The 17,137-nt window shown below is 61.5% G+C and carries 16 protein-coding genes; 6 read left to right on the top strand and 10 right to left on the bottom strand.

Annotation, left to right across the window (positions count from 1 at the left end; genetic code table 11):
* Nucleotides 1-13 precede the first annotated feature (13 nt).
* Together QMO82_RS13275 and QMO82_RS13270 are read right to left on the bottom strand one after the other, a co-directional pair.
* Nucleotides 14-1,003: an aldo/keto reductase gene (locus QMO82_RS13275; RefSeq protein ID WP_183607089.1), complete on the bottom strand. Its 990-nt coding sequence runs from the start codon at nt 1,001-1,003 to the stop codon at nt 14-16.
* Between the two features lie 14 nt (nt 1,004-1,017).
* A complete protein-coding gene (locus tag QMO82_RS13270; protein ID WP_183607090.1) occupies nt 1,018-1,413 on the bottom strand; it encodes a cupin domain-containing protein in 396 nt (131 codons plus the stop codon).
* 154 nt (nt 1,414-1,567) lie between these two features.
* On the opposite strand from QMO82_RS13270, the gene QMO82_RS13265 reads away from it, so the two are divergent.
* From QMO82_RS13265 to QMO82_RS13255, 3 genes are all read left to right on the top strand, one after another.
* Nucleotides 1,568-2,461, top strand: coding sequence for a LysR family transcriptional regulator (locus QMO82_RS13265; protein ID WP_183607091.1), 894 nt, complete (start codon nt 1,568-1,570; stop codon nt 2,459-2,461).
* 154 nt (nt 2,462-2,615) lie between these two features.
* On the top strand, nt 2,616-4,127 hold the full coding sequence (locus QMO82_RS13260; protein ID WP_183607092.1) for an ATPase domain-containing protein: 1,512 nt from the start codon (nt 2,616-2,618) through the stop codon (nt 4,125-4,127).
* A complete protein-coding gene (locus QMO82_RS13255; protein WP_183607687.1) occupies nt 4,102-6,267 on the top strand; it encodes a hybrid sensor histidine kinase/response regulator in 2,166 nt (721 codons plus the stop codon). Before QMO82_RS13260 ends, QMO82_RS13255 begins: the two co-directional genes overlap by 26 nt.
* On the opposite strand, the gene mobB is transcribed toward QMO82_RS13255, so the two are convergent.
* Genes mobB through QMO82_RS13240 form a run of 3 tightly spaced genes read right to left on the bottom strand, consistent with a single transcriptional unit; the run spans nt 6,199 to nt 8,264 of the window.
* A complete protein-coding gene (gene mobB, locus QMO82_RS13250; protein WP_183607093.1) occupies nt 6,199-6,720 on the bottom strand; it encodes a molybdopterin-guanine dinucleotide biosynthesis protein B in 522 nt (173 codons plus the stop codon). The two genes, QMO82_RS13255 and mobB, sit on opposite strands and share 69 nt — an antisense overlap.
* Complete coding sequence (mobA, locus tag QMO82_RS13245) at nt 6,717-7,346, bottom strand: molybdenum cofactor guanylyltransferase MobA (RefSeq protein ID WP_183607688.1); 630 nt, start codon at nt 7,344-7,346, stop codon at nt 6,717-6,719. Before mobA ends, mobB begins: the two co-directional genes overlap by 4 nt.
* A gap of 9 nt (nt 7,347-7,355) precedes the next feature.
* On the bottom strand, nt 7,356-8,264 hold the full coding sequence (locus tag QMO82_RS13240; protein WP_183607094.1) for a DMT family transporter: 909 nt from the start codon (nt 8,262-8,264) through the stop codon (nt 7,356-7,358).
* A gap of 338 nt (nt 8,265-8,602) precedes the next feature.
* Between QMO82_RS13240 and QMO82_RS13235 the strand changes: the two genes are divergently transcribed.
* Nucleotides 8,603-9,370, top strand: a complete 768-nt coding sequence (locus QMO82_RS13235) for an SDR family oxidoreductase (protein ID WP_183607095.1) — start codon at nt 8,603-8,605, stop codon at nt 9,368-9,370.
* Nucleotides 9,371-9,607: 237 nt separating this feature from the next.
* Here the strand turns inward: QMO82_RS13235 and QMO82_RS13230 are convergent, their stop codons facing one another.
* The 5 genes from QMO82_RS13230 to QMO82_RS13210 form a co-directional block, all read right to left on the bottom strand.
* A complete protein-coding gene (locus QMO82_RS13230) occupies nt 9,608-10,390 on the bottom strand; it encodes an SDR family oxidoreductase (protein WP_183607096.1) in 783 nt (260 codons plus the stop codon).
* A gap of 264 nt (nt 10,391-10,654) precedes the next feature.
* Entirely contained in the window at nt 10,655-11,443 is a 789-nt protein-coding gene (locus QMO82_RS13225) for an SDR family oxidoreductase (RefSeq protein WP_183607097.1), read from the bottom strand.
* Between the two features lie 22 nt (nt 11,444-11,465).
* On the bottom strand, nt 11,466-12,944 hold the full coding sequence (locus QMO82_RS13220; RefSeq protein ID WP_183607098.1) for a sugar ABC transporter ATP-binding protein: 1,479 nt from the start codon (nt 12,942-12,944) through the stop codon (nt 11,466-11,468).
* Between the two features lie 130 nt (nt 12,945-13,074).
* The gene (locus QMO82_RS13215; protein ID WP_003569108.1) at nt 13,075-14,004 is read right to left on the bottom strand and encodes a sugar ABC transporter substrate-binding protein; all 930 of its coding nucleotides are present in this window, start codon (nt 14,002-14,004) and stop codon (nt 13,075-13,077) included.
* Nucleotides 14,005-14,121: 117 nt separating this feature from the next.
* A complete protein-coding gene (locus QMO82_RS13210) occupies nt 14,122-15,102 on the bottom strand; it encodes an ABC transporter permease (RefSeq protein ID WP_097619495.1) in 981 nt (326 codons plus the stop codon).
* A gap of 209 nt (nt 15,103-15,311) precedes the next feature.
* On the opposite strand from QMO82_RS13210, the gene QMO82_RS13205 reads away from it, so the two are divergent.
* Complete coding sequence (locus tag QMO82_RS13205) at nt 15,312-16,121, top strand: transketolase (protein ID WP_183607099.1); 810 nt, start codon at nt 15,312-15,314, stop codon at nt 16,119-16,121.
* The gene (locus QMO82_RS13200) at nt 16,121-17,077 is read left to right on the top strand and encodes a transketolase family protein (protein WP_183607100.1); all 957 of its coding nucleotides are present in this window, start codon (nt 16,121-16,123) and stop codon (nt 17,075-17,077) included. Before QMO82_RS13205 ends, QMO82_RS13200 begins: the two co-directional genes overlap by 1 nt.
* Nucleotides 17,078-17,137: the final 60 nt, after the last annotated feature.

Below are 17,137 nucleotides of genomic sequence, written 5' to 3'. Positions count from 1 at the left end.
GCCGTTTCTTTTCTCAGCGGTTGACCCTTGCCTGCAGATGTGCGGGATAACGATCGCCTTCCACCTTGATGGTGGCAAGCGTGTTTTCGATATTACCGAGATCCTCGGCCGTCAATTCGACCGCGGCGGCCCGGATGTTCTCCTCCAGGCGATGAGGCTTGGTGGTGCCGGGGATCGGCGCGATCCAGGGTTTTTGCGCCAGCAGCCAGGCCAGGGCGATCTGGGCCGAGGTGGCGTTTTTGCGCCTGGCGATCTCTACGAGAAGATCGACGAGCGCCTGGTTGGCTTTTCGCGCTTCTGGTGAAAAGCGCGGCACGATGTTGCGGAAGTCCTTGCTGTCGAAGGTGGTCGTCTCGCTGATCGCGCCGGTGAGAAAGCCTTTGCCGAGCGGGCTGAAGGGCACGAAACCGATGCCGAGTTCTTCGAGCGCCGGCAGGATTTCCTGCTCGGGTTCGCGCCACCACAGCGAATATTCGCTCTGCAGCGCCGTCACCGGCTGGACGGCGTGGGCGCGGCGGATCGTCTGGGCGCCCGCTTCCGAGAGACCGAAATGCCCGACCTTACCCTCGGCGATCAGCGCCTTGACCGTGCCGGCCACATCTTCGATCGGGACATCGGGGTCGACACGATGCTGATAGAAGAGGTCGATGACATCGGTCTTCAAACGCTTCAACGCCTGGTCGGCCACCGCGCGGATCTGCTCCGGCCGGCTGTTCATGCCACTCTGGCCGCCGTTGGCATCGAAGTTGAAGCCGAATTTCGTGGCAATCACCACCTCGTCGCGGAAGGGCGCCAGGGCTTCTCCGAGAAGCTCTTCGTTCTTGTAGGGACCATAGGTCTCGGCGGTGTCGAAGAAGGTCACGCCGCGTTCGAATGCGCGGCGGATCAGCGCGATCGCTTCCGGAATCGCTGTTGCCGGGCCATAACCATAACTCAGTCCCATGCAGCCGAGACCGATGGCCGAGACACGAAGTCCGCTCTTTCCGAGTTCACGTTTCTGCATTGCCGTTTCCTTTTCTAACCTTGGTACTGCGTGTCGATGACGTGCTCCATCCAGTCGACGACCTTGCCGTCGAGCTGTTCCTGAATGGCGATATGGATCATCGCCGTCGTCGGCGATGCGCCGTGCCAATGGCGTTCACCCGGTGCGAAGCAGACAACGTCGCCGGCGCGGACCTCCTCGACCGGGCCACCTTCGCGTTGCACGCGACCGCAGCCCGATGTGACGATCAGCGTCTGGCCGAGCGGATGGGTGTGCCAGGCGGTGCGAGCGCCGGGCTCGAAGGTGACGCTGGCGCCAGCCGCACGTGCGGGGCTGGTCACGGCAAACAGCGGGTCGACACGCACGCTGCCGGTGAACCAATCGGCCGCTCCCTTGGCCGAAGGCTGCGAACCGTTTCGCTTGATGTCCATTTGTCTTCCTTTCCAGTGTCGGGGCTGGTCCGCCCGGGGCAGACAGGTCCGCCCGGGGCAGACAGGTCCGCCGGGGATGACAGGATATTTAGCGCCTGCGTGTGGTCGCGATTAGATGGTATAAACGGCAAGAACCCATGAGAAAGTTTCATAAATGCCACGCCCCGCCGTCAACGACCTCATTGCCTTCCTCGCCGTTGCGCGTGCACAGAGCTTCACTAAGGCGGCGGGCAAGCTGGGTGTGTCGCAATCGGCGCTCAGCCACACCATCCGCGGGCTCGAGGAGCGGCTTGGGCTGCGATTGCTGACACGCACGACGCGCAGCGTCTCGCCGACGGAGGCCGGCGAACGCCTGCTCGTTTCCATTGGACCGCGGCTCGACGAGATCGAGAGCGAACTGGCTGCCTTGAGCGCGTTTCGGGAGAAGCCGGCAGGCACGATCCGCATCAATGCCGGCGAGCATGCGGCCGATGCCGTTCTCTGGCCCGCCCTGGAAAAGCTGCTGCCCGATTATCCCGATATCAATGTCGAGATCATCGTCGATTACGGTCTGACCGACATCGTCGCGGAACGTTACGATGCGGGCGTGCGGCTGGGGGAACAGGTGGCGAGGGACATGATTGCGGTGCGCATCGGCCCCGACATGCGCATGGCCGTGGTCGGCACTCCCGCCTATTTCGCCACCAGGCCGAAGCCGCTGACGCCGCAGGATCTTACCGATCACAATTGCATCAATCTGCGCCTGCCGACCTATGGCAGCGTCTATGCCTGGGAGTTCGAAAAGGACGGGCGCGAGCTCAGGGTTCGCGTCGAAGGCCAACTGGTTTTCAACAATATAGCCCTGCGGCTGAACGCAGTGCTGGCTGGTCTTGGGCTGGCCTATATGCCGGAGAACCTGGTCGAGGCGCATCTTGCCGATGGACGGCTGGTGCGGGTCCTCGAGGACTGGTGCCCGCCGTTTTCCGGCTACCATCTCTACTATCCAAGCCGCCGGCATACGTCGCCAGCCTTCGCCCTCGTTGTCGATGCGCTTCGCTATCGGGGATAGCCGCCCATCGCTCGAGCTGCGCAGACCGGCAGATATCCGAGCCATTGCGACGTTCAAACGATCGGCTCTTGCCGGAAGCGAAATCATGCCTGCCAGTGATTTGACATTCGATCACTCGCCGCTAATTCACACTTGAAATTGAAGGAAACAGTGAATGAATACTGCGGCACCTGCCACGAAAGCTCGGACCGGCGTGTCCGGTTTGGATACAGTTCTGGCGGGGGGCCTTTCGCCGGGGCACGTGTTTCTCCTGGAGGGAAATCCGGGGGCGGGCAAGACAACGATTGCGCTGCAGTTCCTGATCGAAGGTGCACGGCTCGGCGAGCAGGGGCTCTACATCACTCTTTCGGAAACCGAGAGCGAGCTTCGGGCCGGTGCTGCATCGCATGGCATGGTGATCGACGGCAATATCGAGGTCTTCGAGGTCGTGCCTCCGGAAAGCCTGCTGGACGCCGACCAACAGCAGAGCCTGCTTTATTCGTCGGATCTTGAACTCGGAGAGACAACAAAGGAAATCTTTGCCGCTTTCGAGCGGATCAAGCCACGTCGCGTGGTTCTCGATAGTCTGTCGGAGATAAGGCTGCTCGCGCAAAGCTCGTTGCGCTACCGCCGACAGATCCTCGCGCTCAAACATTATTTTGCCCGACAAGGAGCGACAGTGCTTCTGCTCGATGATCTGACGTCCGAGGTGCTCGACAAGACGGTGCACAGCGTTGTGCACGGTGTCATCCATCTCGAAGAGATGGCGCCGAGCTACGGCTCCGAACGCCGACGTCTCAGGGTCATAAAATATCGCGGACAGGCCTTCCGCGGCGGCTATCACGATTTCATTATCCAGACTGGCGGCGTGATCGTCTTTCCGCGGCTCGTCGCCGCCGAACACAGGTCGAGTTACGCCCGCGATCAGATTTCCTGCAATATTGCGGAACTGGACCTTCTTCTGGGAGGTGGCCTCGAGCGAGGTTCCAGTACACTCATCCTTGGTCCTGCCGGCACTGGCAAAAGCACGTTCTCGTTTCAATTCCTGGTGGCTGCGGTCGCGCGCGGCGAGAAAGTGGCGGCCTTCATTTTTGACGAGGAGCTGGGCCTGCTCTTCACGCGGCTGAAGGCGCTCGGAATGGATCTCGAAGCCATGCGGAACGCGGGTCATATCCACATCGAACAGCTCGATGCCGCCGAACTGTCGCCGGGCGAATTCGCCCACCGCGTGCGCAACTGCGTCGACAAGTCGGATGCGAAAACCGTGATCATCGATAGTATCAACGGTTATCAGGCTTCGATGCCAGATGAGAATTCGCTGATCCTTCATATGCATGAGCTGCTGCAATATTTGAACAGGCAGGGTGCCAACACCTTTCTCACCGTTGCCCAGCACGGGCTGGTTGGTGACATGAAGGCACCTGTCGACGTTACCTATCTCGCCGATACCGTCATTCTGCTGCGTTACTTCGAGGCGGCGGGAAAGGTGCGGAGGGCAGTCTCGGTGATCAAGAAGAGGACCGGCTTTCACGAGGATACCATCCGGGAGTATCGGATAGACGCTTCCGGCTTGAGGTTCGGCGATCCTCTCGTCGGGTTTCAGGGCGTGCTTCGCGGCGTTCCCGAATTTGTCACGACCTCAACGCCGCTCCTCGCGACCGATAGCGGGGATAGCGGCAATTCCTAATTCCAGCAAACCGAAAGCGTTGATCTACGCCCCCGCAGGTCGCGATGCCTGGGTGGCAAGATCGCTGGTCGATGAGGCCGGGTTGACGTCGATTGCCGCCGCCGATCTGTCTATGTTCGCGTCATCGCTCAGCGAGGACATCGCGCTTGGTGTGCTGACGGAAGAGGCCGTTCGCTCGAGCGATCTCAAGCCGATCGCCGCCTGGGTTTCGGCCCAACCGAGCTGGTCAGATCTGCCATTCATCGTGCTCACCATACGTGGCGGCGGGCCTGAACGAAATCCGGCCGCTGCCAGGCTTTCCGAGGTTCTTGGCAATGTCACCTTTCTGGAACGGCCGTTCCATGCGACCTCCTTCATCAGCGTTGCCCGGACTGCCTTAAAGGGGCGCCTGCGCCAATATGAAGCGCGAGCCCGGCTTGAAGCTCTCGGCGAAGGGGAGCGACGGTTGCAGACGGCGCTCGCTGCCGGTCGTCTGGGAGCCTGGGAGCTGGAGCTCTCCTCGATGGCCTTGTCCGCCTCGGCGACCTGCAAGGCAGTCTTCGGCCGAGGAGCGGATGATGATGTGACGCGCGACGATCTGATCGCAAGCATCCACCCCGATGACCGGGACGGTGTGCTCGCAAGTCTGCGCCGGACCATCGATACCGGGCACGACTATTCGATCGAGCACAGGACGATCTGGCCGGATGGATCACTGCATTGGACCGAGGTTCATGCGCAGCTCTACACCGACAGATATGGTTCCGCCAGGAAGCTCGTCGGCGTCTGCTCCGATACCACTGCCCGCAAGACCATCGAGGAAAATCTGCGACGGCTCAATGAAAACCTCGAAGAGCGCGTCAGGGAACGGACCAGGGAGGTCAACGCCGCTCACCAGACCTTGCTTGAGGAAGTCGCCCAGCGTGAAAGAGCCGAGGAGCAGCTTCGTCAATCGCAGAAGATGGAGGCAATCGGCCAACTGACGGGCGGCGTCGCCCATGACTTCAACAACCTGCTGATGGTCGTTCTCGGAAATCTGGAGCTGCTCGGCAAGCACGTGGCCGGAGATGCCAAAGCGATGCGTCTGATCGACGGGGCGCTTCAAGGCGCGCGGCGCGGGGCGGCGCTGACCCAGCGGCTGTTGGCTTTTGCCAGGCAGCAGGATCTGCAGGTCAAGCCTGTCGACCTGGCCGAGCTGGTCTCCGGCATGAACGACCTGCTGCGGCGTTCGGTCGGATCCTCGGTCAGCATCGAGACTATGCTGCCGGCGACCCTGCCGCCGGCGCTGGTCGATGCGAACCAGCTCGAATTGGCGCTGCTCAACCTTGCGGTCAATGCCCGTGATGCGATGCCGGACGGGGGGACGCTGTCTATTTCGCTGCGCGAGGAACAGGTTGCCGGCAATGGCGGCGATCTCGGCGAGGGAGCCTATCTCGTATTGGCGGTGGCCGACAGCGGCACCGGCATGGATGCGGAGACGCTGAAGAAGGCCGTCGATCCGTTTTTCTCGACCAAGGAACTCGGAAAGGGCACGGGCCTGGGTCTATCGATGATCCACGGACTTGCCGTTCAGCTCAATGGCGCACTTCTTCTGACAAGCCAGCTTGGGGTGGGAACGACAGCCGAATTGTGGCTTCCGGCGACCGAACGGCGCCCCGAGCGGCTGGCAGAGGCGGAGTTTACCGTCCCGCAGGCTGCATCCAGACTGAAGATCCTTCTGGTCGATGATGATGCCTTGATCGCTATGAGTTCAGTCGACATGCTCGAAGATCTCGGCCACGAGGTGGTCGAGGCAAATTCCGGCTCGGAGGCGCTCGAGCTGATCAGGGGCGGCCAGCATTTCGACCTTGTCATCACCGACTATTCGATGCCTGGTATGACCGGTGCACAGCTCGCTGAGGCCGCGCGGGACATTTTGCCAGCGCTGCCAATCGTGCTGGCCACCGGCTATGCCGATCTACCCGCCGGCACCGATATCGATCTTCCGAGATTGGGAAAGCCCTATAATCAGGCGCAGCTTGCCAGGGAAATCAGCAAGGCGATGGCAGGCGAAGCGGTTCCGGTTCCCAGATCAGCCAGCGGCGGCGGCGCTTCAGGACATCGCCTCTCCAAGCCCGACGATATCAGCGATGAAATCGGCGATGGCGCCTGTGTCGTCTAGATCGAAGACCGGTAGGGCCGTATCCGTGACGGCATGATCGGCGGCGATGGCGCAGATACGGGGATCGCTCGGCGCCAGCGGTTGACGATTGGCGGCCTCCAGGCGGCGCGCCTCGATCTTCGGGATCGGTTCGCGCTTGTAACCTTCGATGAGCACGAGATCGCAGGGGGCAAGACGGGCGAGGATCTCCTCGAACGCAGGTTCGGGCGCGCCGCGCAGCTCGTGCATGATGGCGTAGCGGGTGCCGGAAACGATCGTGACCTCGTGGGCGCCGGCCTGCCGGTGGCGGTAGCTGTCGGCGCCCACCTTGTCGATGTCGAAATCATGATGGGCGTGCTTGATCGTCGAGATCCTATAGCCGCGGCGGGTGAACTCCGTCACCAGCCGGACGGCGAGCCCGGTTTTGCCCGAGTTCTTCCAGCCGGCAATGCCGAAGATTTTCGGTGCGGTCATGCGCGAAGGGCCTCCAGCCAGCGTTCCGCCTCGACAAGATCGTCAGGCGTGTTGATGTTGAAGAAGGGATCGAGCAGGCTGGCGCGGGTCGGATGCAGCGGAAACACTACTTCCGTAACGTCATGCCGCAACAGGAAGTCGCGCACGCGGCGCTTCTCGTCGGTGGCGATCCAGGCTTCGAGATCGGCGGCGAGCGTCACCGGCCACAGCCCGAAGACCGGATGGCTGCGGCCTTCGGAGGCGGCGATGGCAATCTGCGACGGGCGTTCGAGCGATGCCGCCAGCCGGGCGACGAGATCGGTCGGGAAGAACGGGCAGTCGACCGAGACGGTGACGACATGGCTGATCGCGGGAAGGCCGGCGGCATAGACCATGGCCGCATGAATGCCGGCCAGTGGCCCCGCCTTGCCGGGAAAACGGTCGGGGACCACAGGCACATCCTCGGCGGCGGCATCGGCATTGACCGCAATGAGGGCAACCTGCTGCGAAAGGCGGGTCAGCACATGGCGCAGCAGGCTTTCGGCCCCGAGCATTGCGCCCGCCTTGTCGTGGCCCATGCGTTGCGAGCGGCCGCCGGCCAGCACGACGCCTGCTATATCGGATGTGTCGAGCGGGAATTCAGTCATCATCCTGCCTCAAACCGGTGAGCGCGGCGCGGATTCCTGCGCGATCGGGGGTACGCGGCGCTTGGCTTCACGATAGAACGTATAGAGGCCGGAAGCGATGACGATTGCAGCGCCGAGGAGCGTCCAGTTGTCGGGCACTTCGGCGAAGAAGAAAAAACCGAGCAGCGAGGAGAAGATCAGGCTGGTATAGCGGAACGGTGCGACGAAGGAGATTTCGCCGGTGCGCATGGCGAGGATGACCGACTGGTAGCCGACGAGCACCAGCACCGAAGCGAGCAGCAGATGCCCGAGCGAAGTCGCACTGACCGGCTGCCAGCCGCCGAGTACCGGGATCAGCAAGGCGCCGAAGAAGGAGATGGAGATGGCGGTGATGACGGTGATCATCAGCGAGGGAATCTCCGGGTCGATCGAGCGGGTGGCGAGATCGCGGCCGGCCGTCGTCAGCACGGCGCCGACGCAGAGCAGGGCGGCGGCGGTGAAACCTTCCGGTCCGGGGCGGATGATGATCATCACGCCGACGAGGCCGACGAGGATCGCCGACCAGCGCCGCCAGCCGACGGGCTCGCGGAAGAAGAGGGCGGCACCGAAAGTGACGACCAGCGGCAGCGATTGCAGGATCGCCGAGGCATTGGCGATCGGCATCATGCCGAGCGCGGTGATATAGGTGACGGCGGAAAACATCTCGCAGATGATGCGGACGAGGATGATCGGCTGCAGCACGACGCGCCAGGAGCGCAGAGCGCCCATTTTCCTGGCGATCAGATAGACGAGCAGGCTGGTGAAGAGGCCGCGCAGGAACATGATCTCGCCGGCGTTCATATAGGCGACCACCGATTTGGACAGAGCATCGCTTGCGGAAAAGCCGGCCATCGCCATGCTCATATAGATGGCGCCCTCAGTATTGCGTGACCGCGGCATGAAGAGATTCCCGTTACCTGTGCGCCCCTTCTTAGTCGGGAAGATACATGAAGGGAATCGGATGAATGTCACACCCGGGATAAATCGATGATGCGGCGCACAACGGTGCTGACGCAGCGGCAGGCGCGTGTTTGGAGGCCACGGCAAGGCACCGTTTTATAATGTGAATTCCGATTTCTCACGGACGATCCAGGCTTCCATCCGCCCTCGGCTGGCGAACGGATCGCCGGCCGAAGCATCGACTGTCGGCGGTTTTCGGCTGTCCACGCGGGAAACGGGTGGCTGCACGGCCCGATCTTTGAGATCTCGGATGCCTCGACAACTGAGGAGAAACGGACATGACACTTCTGAACGACAAGGTCGCGATCATCACCGGCGCAAGCTCGGGCATCGGCCGCGCGGCGGCGAAGCTCTTTGCGCGAGAGGGCGCGAAGCTCGTGGTCACCGCAAGGCGACAGCAGGCGCTCGACGCCGTCATCGCCGAAATCGAGGCGGAGGGCGGACAGGCTGTCGCCATATCGGGCGACGTCAGGGACGAGGCGCTGCAGGCAAGGCTTGCCGACATGGCGGTCTCGCGCTTCGGCGGGCTCGACATCGCCTTCAACAATGCCGGCATCCTTGGCGAGATGGGGCCGGTTGCCGGCCTCTCGCTGGAAGGCTGGCGCGAGACGATCGAGACCAATCTCACCGCCGCTTTCCTCGGCGCCAAACACCAGTCGGCAGCGATGGGAAAAGGCGGCGGATCGTTGATCTTCACCTCCAGCTTCGTCGGCCACACCGCCGGCATGCCCGGCATGGCCGCCTATGCGGCTGGTAAGGCGGGGCTGATCGGCTTCGTGCAGGTGCTCGCCGCCGAACTCGGCCGACAGAACATCCGCGTCAACGCCCTGCTTCCCGGCGGCACGGACACACCCGCCAGCATCACCAACGCGCCTGATGCCACGCCTGAGGTGCTCGCCTTCGTCGAGGGGCTGCATTCGCTGAAGCGCATGGCGCAACCGGAAGAGATCGCCAATGCGGCGCTGTTCCTGGCGTCCGACATGTCGAGCTTCGTCACGGGGACGGCGATGCTGGCGGATGGCGGGGTGTCGATCAGCCGGACGTAAAGTGTGAGGAAGAGGCGGGGATCGGCAGGCATGAGGTCGAGCCACTGGTAGCTCCTCCGGCGACGGATGTGATCGCGGGTGCCCAACCACCCGCCCTCATCCTTCGAGGCTCCGGCCTCCACACCTCAGGATGAGGGCTGATCGGGGGTGCCGCCGGCTGCGACCTCTCTCCAGCCTCGTCCTGGCCCCCCCGAAGGAGCCCCGAAGACGGGACTGGCCACCGTTGCTCCAGAAGGCTCAGGACATGATCAAACCACCGTCGACATTGATCGTCTGGCCGGTGATGTAGGCGGCGTCGTCGCTGGCGAGGAAGGTGACCAGGCCGGCGACGTCTTCTCCGGAGCCGGCGCGCTTCATCGGAATGCCCTCGACCCATTCCTTCATCAATTCGCCGGGAGCGTAGTTGCCGAGCAGTTTGCCCCAGGCCTGGTCGTTATAGGCCCACATATCCGTTTCGATGATGCCGGGGCAGAAGGCGTTGACGGTGATCTTCTCGGTGGCGACTTCTTTGGCCAGGCTCTGGGTGATGCCGACGACGCCCATTTTCGAGGCGGCATAGTGGGGCGTGTAGATGAAGCCGTCGCGGGCCTGGCCGGAGGCGGTGTTGATGATGCGGCCGCCGCGCTTGTGTTTGCGCATCCGCAGAATGGCCTCCTGGGCGCAGAGGAAGACGCCCTTGGTGTTGACGGCCATGACCTTGTCCCACTCGTTTTCGGTCAGATCCTCGATGCGGGCGATGGTGATGACGCCGGCATTCTGGATCGAGACGTCGACCGCGCCGAATTCCTTCTCGGCGGCATCATAGAGGGCAATGACGCCCGCCTTGTCGGTGACGTCGCCGATGAACGAGATCGCCGTGCCGCCTTCGGCCCGGATCCCATCGGCAACGCCATGGACCAGCTCCTCGTTGGCCGAGACCACGAGATTGGCGCCTTCGCGCGCAAAGCGCCTGGCGATCGCCGCGCCGATGCCGCGGCTAGCCCCGGTAATGACGACAGTCTTTTGCTCAAAGCGTTTCATGCTCTTTCCTTCCCAGTATCCGTCAACAAACAGCAAATCTGGGTGCGATCTGCGCTGTGATGCTTATTGGAGCTCGAACGGCTGCCCGAGATAATCTCGGGGAATTCAGGCCGTCTTGAGCGCCGATGACGACGCCCGACTCCTCTACCCGTTCTATCGGCGTGAAGGGCGGGCAAGACGACGATATCGCACGCCGTCTTGCCCGTTCCTTCAGCGCCTCGATCTCAGCCAGGGAGGAAGCGAGACCGTTCATTTTTTCAGTTATCACCAGCAGCAGAAGCCGCCGTCGACGAGAAGATCGACGCCGGTCACGAAACTTGCTGCATTCGACAGCAAGAACACCGCCGGTCCGACCATCTCGTCGACCGATGCCATACGCTGCATCGGCGTCTGCTCTTCGAAGAGCTTGGTCTGATGAACCATCTCCGGACGGGTGTTCATCGGCGTTGCCGTGTATCCGGGGGAGATGGTGTTGACGCGGATACCGCGGTCGACCCATTCCATCGCCAGAGACTTCGACATATGGATGACGCCCGCCTTGGAGGCGTTGTAATGCGCCTGGCTCAGCCCCCGGTTTACGATCACGCCGGACATGGAGGCGATGTTGACGATGGAACCGCGTCCATTCTTCAGCATGGCGCGGGCCTCGGCCTGGCAGGAAAGGAAAATGCCTTTGAGGTTGATGTCCATCAACGTCTGATATTGATCCTCTTCCATCTCTTCCGCCGAGTTCGCGTTAGCGATGCCTGCAGCGTTGACTGCAAGCGTCAACGCGCCGAGATCCGCTTCGGTACGGGCGACGGCCTCTGCAAGGGACGATTTGCTTGTGACGTCAGCTGCGATCTCAATCGAGCGGCGGCCGGCGGCGCGAATGTGTTCGGCCGTCCTGGCCAATCCGTCGTCGGTCCGGCGGTCGAGCAGCGCCACGTCGGCGCCGCATTGCGCAAGGCCGATGGCAATGCGCTGCCCAATGCCGCTCCCGGCTCCGGTAACGATGGCGACCTGGCCGCTGAGATCGAAAAGCTTCGGGGCGTTCAGAGTGATGTCGGACACCGCTCTTCCTTTCTCTGTCTGTTTAGATGGTGGCTAGCTCCATGACCGAAACGTCATTTGCCTGGTCACGATTGAGGATCCCCGCCTGCTTGCCTTGGGCAAGCACGAGAATGCGATTGGAGACTCCGAGAACTTCCTCGAGGTCCGAGCTTACGACGATGACCGCCACGCCCTGTTTGGCAAGATTGACGATGATGTCGTAGATGCCCGCCCGGGCGCCGACGTCGATGCCTCTCGTCGGTTCGTCGAGCACGACGACCTTGGGATCGCGCATAAGCCACTTGGCGATCACGACCTTTTGCTGGTTGCCGCCGGAAAGGTCCGAGGCGTATTGCTCTGCGCGGCCCTTTACGCCGAACTTGGCAACTGCCTTTTCTGCAAACGAGCGCTTGATGCGCGGCGTAATCCAACGCCCGCCCAGCTTGTCGAGATTGGCGTAGATAATGTTCTCGCTGATCCGGTGGCCGACGATCAGGCCCTGCTCCTTGCGGTCTTCCGGAACCATCACGATCCCCTTGGCGATCGCGTCGGCCGGATCGTGCAGCCTGAGTTCTTCGCCTTCCAGCTTGATCGAACCTGCACTGATTGGGTCCGCGCCCGAAATGGCGCGCACCAGTTCGGTGCGGCCGGCGCCGACCAATCCGGCAATCCCGAGAATTTCCCCGGCCCGCACCTCGAAGTTAACGTCACGGAACGCGTTATCAGGCGAGCTCAGCCCGGATACCTCAAGGACCGGACGGTCTGTCGGAACGGGCAGGGTGGGGAACAAGCGGTCAAGCGGGCGTCCGACCATGCTCTCGACGATCGTGCGCACCGGGGTCGCGCTGTCTGAGAATTCCTGCACGCGCTCACCGTCGCGAAGAACGACGATCCGGTCGGTGATCTGCTTGATCTCTTCCATGCGGTGGGAGATGTAGACGATGCCGACGCCCTCCGAGCGAAGCTTCCGCACCTGTTCGAAGAGAGCTTCCGTCTCCGCGCCGCCAAGCGCGGCTGTCGGCTCATCGAGGATCAGCAGCTTTGCGTTGAGAGCCAGCGCCTTGGCGATCTCGATGAGCTGCTGATTTGCTGTCGAAAGGCCGGCGACCGTTCGCGTTGCGGGTATGTGAAGGTTCAATCGCGCGAGCTGGTCCTGGGCCCGGCGAACCATTTGGGCACGGTCGACGACACCGTTCTTCATCGGCCAGCGTCCGATGAAGACGTTTTCCGCGATCGACAGCTGCGGCAGAAGCTGCAGTTCCTGGTGGATCAGGACGACGCCCTTGTCGATCGCTTCCCTAGGGGTGGCCGGGGCATAAGGCTGCCCCAGCCATGTCATTGATCCTTCGGACGGTGTGCGGGACCCGGCGATGATGCCCGATAGCGTCGACTTGCCCGCTCCGTTTTCACCGAGAAGTGCAACCACTTCGCCCGGATAGACGTCCAAGCTGACATTCTTCAGAACCTGGAGCGGCCCATACCACTTGGATATGCCCCTCAGGGAAAGAACCGGGTCAGTCATGGCACACCTCCTCAAGACCTCGACTTATTAGAGCGCCGTGCGTCCGTTTGGACGCACAAAGGACGCTCTAACGCTTTGAATCTACGCATCGTGCTTTCCGAAAATCGATTCCGATTTTCGGGCCGATGCGTTACGGATGGTTGGCGATGAAGCCTGCGACGTTTTCCTTGGTCGTCAACGTGGCATCCATGAGCTGGACCGGCGGCACCTTTTCTCCGGCGACAAGCTTGGCGGCATTTTCAACCGCATCGCGGCCCATTTTCTGTGTCTGCTGGGTCGCAGTTACGTTGAAGACGCCCTTGCTGAGGGCTTCGAGAGCTGCGGTGTCGCCATCGAAACCACCAACCACGATCTTCTGCGATGGATTGGCGACCTTGATCGCCTGGGCGGCGCCAAGGGCGAGACCGTCGGCCTGGGCGAACACGATCGAAACGTCCGGATTTGCCTGCAGCATATTCTGCATGATCTGGAAGCCTTCGTCCTGGCTCCAGATGTTCGAGAACTGCTCGGCGACAACCTTGACATCAGGATATGCTTTCAGAGATTCAGCACAGCCCTTCGAGCGATCGACCTCCGGCGTCGTGCCCTTCTGGCCGTGGATGATGACCATCTTTCCCTTGCCGCCGGCTTCCTTCAGGATGTAGTCGCACACCGCCTTGGCAGAGGCGACGGAATCCGTTGCAAGGAAGGTATCGCCGGGCGCTCCCTCGGCGTTGCGGTCAACGTTGACGACCGGAATACCAGCGCTCTTCGCGAGTTTGACCGGAACGGTCGCAGCCGCCGCACCTGCCGGAATGTAGATCAGCGCGTCGATTTTCTGAGTCAGGAGGTCCTGGATCTGGTTGACCTGTGTCGGGCCGTCGCCCTTGGCGTCAACCGTGATGACTTCGATGCCGCGCTTCTTGGCTTCGGCTTCGACCGATTGCTTGATCTGGTTGAAGAAGTTTGCCTGAAGGTTGGCAACGGCCAAGCCGAGCTTCTTCAGTTCCGCCGCGTGTACGGGGCCGAGCATGAGGCCGAGCAGTGCAGCAGACGCGAGCATGGTGCGCGCTATTTTCATTGTATTTCCTCCGTTGTTTGATGGAACCCTCGGGTATGTCCTCCCCCTCGGGGTATTGATCCGCCCCAACATTCTGGGGCGGAATTCCGGGTCCGCCAACACGGCGGACCCCGCTCGTCAGGCGCGACGCCGACGAATGGTCTCCGCGCCGACCGCGAGCACGATGACGATGCCGATGATCACCTGCTGAAGAAACGGTGAGACGTTGAGAAGGTTGAGGCCGTTGCGAAGCACACCGATGATCAGAACGCCGATCAGCGTTCCCCCGATGCCGCCCGCGCCGCCGGAGAGCGAAGTCCCGCCGATGACGACCGCGGCGATGGTGTCCAGTTCATAACCCAGGCCACTGGATGGCTGGACGGAATCCAGTCGGGCGGCGAGCACGACGCCGGCAAGTCCCGCAAGAACGGCACTCATGACATAGACGCCGATCGTCACGAGCGGGACGTTGATGCCGGCCAGGCGCGCGACTTCGGAGTTTCCGCCCACCGCATAGAGCATGCGCCCTTCGGATCGGAAGTGCAGGAAAAGCCAGGCCGCGAGAACAACCGCAAGCATCAGAAACACCGTGGCTGTCATGACGCCGAAATGGCGATCGATCGCCAGCATCATGAACCAGTCGGGGAATCCGACGATCTGCTGGCCGTCCGTGATCATGTTTGCAACGCCGCGAGCTGCAGACATCATTGCAAGCGTGGCAATAAAGGCTGGAACCCTGAACTGCGTCACCAGAAGTCCGACGATCAGGCCTGATACCGCCGAGGCGATCAGCGCAAAGGCGATGCCGACAGGCAGCGGCAGGCCGGCGACATTGGCGGTCCAGCCCATGACCATCATCGCCAGGGCAAGTGCCGAGCCGACAGAGAGATCGATGCCGCCGATGAGGATGACGAACGTCATTCCCACGGCCATGATGCCGAGAACAGTGATCTGGTCGAGGATGTTGAGGCCGTTTCGAACCGAAAGAAACGTGTCTGTGCTGAAGCTCAGAAAGACGCACAGCACGAGCAGTCCCACGAGTGGACCGGTCGCTCCCTTGAGCTTGCTCAACCACGCACCGGAGGAAAGCCTGTGTTCATTGATATCGAGCGCCACCATTGCTCCTCCCTCTGCGTAGGCTTGTATCCGATATTCGTTCAGGAGGGAATAAATATTCACACCTGCTGGAAAATTCATTAACAACTTGCTTTCCGGCTGTCAATAGGATTTGCTCTGGCGTCAGCTGCCGTCAGGCTCGCTTAAGGGCTTGACTAATCGGCTTCTTGTGCAAAAATATTGATGAATGAATATTTATGCAAGAGGAACTCATGGATACGACAGAACTTGAGCGCATCGCCCGCGAAATCCGATTGCGCGATCTTCAGGCGGTCTTCGAAGCGGGCGCCGGCCATATTGGCGGGGAAATGTCGGTCATCGACATTTTGACGGCGCTCTATTTCAGGGTGCTGAATGTCTGGCCGGATCAGCCCAAACATCCAGGCCGCGACAGGTTCGTTCTTTCAAAGGGACATACGGCATGCGCTCTGTATGTGACGCTCGCCAAACGTGGCTTTATCCCGGAGGAGGAGATTTCCACCTTTTTGCAGCCGTATTCGAGGCTGAACGGGCATCCAAATTGCAACAAGGTTCCGGGCGTCGAAACGAATACCGGGCCGCTCGGTCACGGTCTTCCGGTCGCCATAGGAATGGCGAAAGCCGCCAAGCTCTCAGGCGCGAAATATCACACCTATGTCGTCACCGGGGACGGTGAGATGCAGGAGGGTTCCAACTGGGAAGCGATCATGGCGGCCGCCCAGTTCAAGCTCGACAATTTGACGCTGGTCATCGACCACAACAGGTTCCAGCAGGGCGCGGCGCTGGCCGAAACCAATGATCTCGCGCCGCTGCGTCCGAAGCTGGAGGCGTTCGATTGGGAGGTCACCGAAATCAACGGGAACAATATGAGCGAAGTCGTTCCCGCTCTCGAACGCCGGGGGGCAAGACCACATTGCATCGTTGCCCATACCAACAAGGGCCATGGAATCTCGTTCATGCAGGACCGGGTCGACTGGCACCACAAGGTACCGAGCAAGGAACAATACGAAATCGCATTGGCAGAATTGTCGGAGGCCCTGTAATGAACGCGCCAATAAACCCACCCAAGCTTTACGATTGCCGCGATGCATTCGCTGCCACGCTTGAGCGGCTGGCTGCTGAAAACGAAACGATCGTTGCAGTCTGCAACGACTCGGTCGGTTCCTCCAAGCTCGGCGGCTTCAAGTCGAAATTTCCGGATCGCCTCGTAAACGTCGGCATCGCCGAGCAGAACATGGTCGGCGTTGGAGCAGGCCTTGCCAACGGCGGACGTCTTCCATTCGTGTGCGCCGCTGCTCCGTTTCTGACGGGGCGGTCCCTGGAGCAGATCAAGGCCGATATTTCCTATTCGAATGCCAACGTCAAACTGGTCGGCATTTCTTCCGGAATGGCCTATGGCGAACTCGGTCCGACCCATCACTCGATCGAAGACTTCGCCTGGACGCGGGTCCTGCCCAATCTGCCGGTGATTGCACCTTGTGACCGCATCGAAACCGCTGCCGCTGTTGCCTGGGCAGCGACCTATGACGGGCCCTGTTTCCTGCGTCTGTCGCGGGTAGGGGTGCCCGACCTCCTTCCGGAAGGCCATAAGTTCGAACTTGGCAAGGCAAATCTCCTTCGCCAGGGTTCCCAAGTCACCCTTATCGCCAACGGCACTTTGACTCATCGAATTTTGAAGGCTGCCGAAATCCTCGCAGGCCGCGGCATCGATGCCAGAGTGCTCAACCTTGCAACGGTGCGTCCGATCGACGAGGAGGCTATCATCGCCGCGGCGAAGGAAACCGGAGCGATCGTCACGGCCGAAGAACATTCGATCTTCGGCGGGCTCGGCTCCGCGGTCGCCGAAGTGGTGGTCGACAATGCTCCGGTCCCGATGAAACGTCTCGGCGTTCCCGGCGTCTACGCTCCGACCGGTTCGGCAGAGTTCCTGCTCGATGAATTCGGGATGGCGCCGTCCGCAATTGCCGACGCGGCGGAGTCGCTGATCAGGCGCAAGTAACTGGGATCGCGTGACCAGCCGGGACGCTTTTTCGCCGTCCCGGCCGGCACCGATCTGAGG

Origin of the sequence: Rhizobium sp. BT04 (assembly GCF_030053135.1) — a bacterium.
Lineage (GTDB): Bacteria > Pseudomonadota > Alphaproteobacteria > Rhizobiales > Rhizobiaceae > Rhizobium > Rhizobium binxianense.
The sequence above is the reverse complement of the archived record's forward strand: the minus strand, read 5'-3'. Positions and strand labels throughout refer to the sequence as shown.

Bases quoted from the DNA above. Each gene is read 5' to 3' on its own strand.
- QMO82_RS13275 (WP_183607089.1), bottom strand. From the start codon at position 1,003: ATGCAGAAACGTGAACTCGGAAAGAGCGGACTTCGTGTCTCGGCCATC.
- QMO82_RS13270 (WP_183607090.1), bottom strand. From the start codon at position 1,413: ATGGACATCAAGCGAAACGGTTCGCAGCCTTCGGCCAAGGGAGCGGCC.
- QMO82_RS13265 (WP_183607091.1), top strand. From the start codon at position 1,568: ATGCCACGCCCCGCCGTCAACGACCTCATTGCCTTCCTCGCCGTTGCG.
- QMO82_RS13260 (WP_183607092.1), top strand. From the start codon at position 2,616: ATGAATACTGCGGCACCTGCCACGAAAGCTCGGACCGGCGTGTCCGGT.
- mobB (WP_183607093.1), bottom strand. From the start codon at position 6,720: ATGACCGCACCGAAAATCTTCGGCATTGCCGGCTGGAAGAACTCGGGC.
- mobA (WP_183607688.1), bottom strand. From the start codon at position 7,346: ATGACTGAATTCCCGCTCGACACATCCGATATAGCAGGCGTCGTGCTG.
- QMO82_RS13240 (WP_183607094.1), bottom strand. From the start codon at position 8,264: ATGCCGCGGTCACGCAATACTGAGGGCGCCATCTATATGAGCATGGCG.
- QMO82_RS13235 (WP_183607095.1), top strand. From the start codon at position 8,603: ATGACACTTCTGAACGACAAGGTCGCGATCATCACCGGCGCAAGCTCG.
- QMO82_RS13230 (WP_183607096.1), bottom strand. From the start codon at position 10,390: ATGAAACGCTTTGAGCAAAAGACTGTCGTCATTACCGGGGCTAGCCGC.
- QMO82_RS13220 (WP_183607098.1), bottom strand. From the start codon at position 12,944: ATGACTGACCCGGTTCTTTCCCTGAGGGGCATATCCAAGTGGTATGGG.
- QMO82_RS13215 (WP_003569108.1), bottom strand. From the start codon at position 14,004: ATGAAAATAGCGCGCACCATGCTCGCGTCTGCTGCACTGCTCGGCCTC.
- QMO82_RS13210 (WP_097619495.1), bottom strand. From the start codon at position 15,102: ATGGTGGCGCTCGATATCAATGAACACAGGCTTTCCTCCGGTGCGTGG.
- QMO82_RS13205 (WP_183607099.1), top strand. From the start codon at position 15,312: ATGGATACGACAGAACTTGAGCGCATCGCCCGCGAAATCCGATTGCGC.
- QMO82_RS13200 (WP_183607100.1), top strand. From the start codon at position 16,121: ATGAACGCGCCAATAAACCCACCCAAGCTTTACGATTGCCGCGATGCA.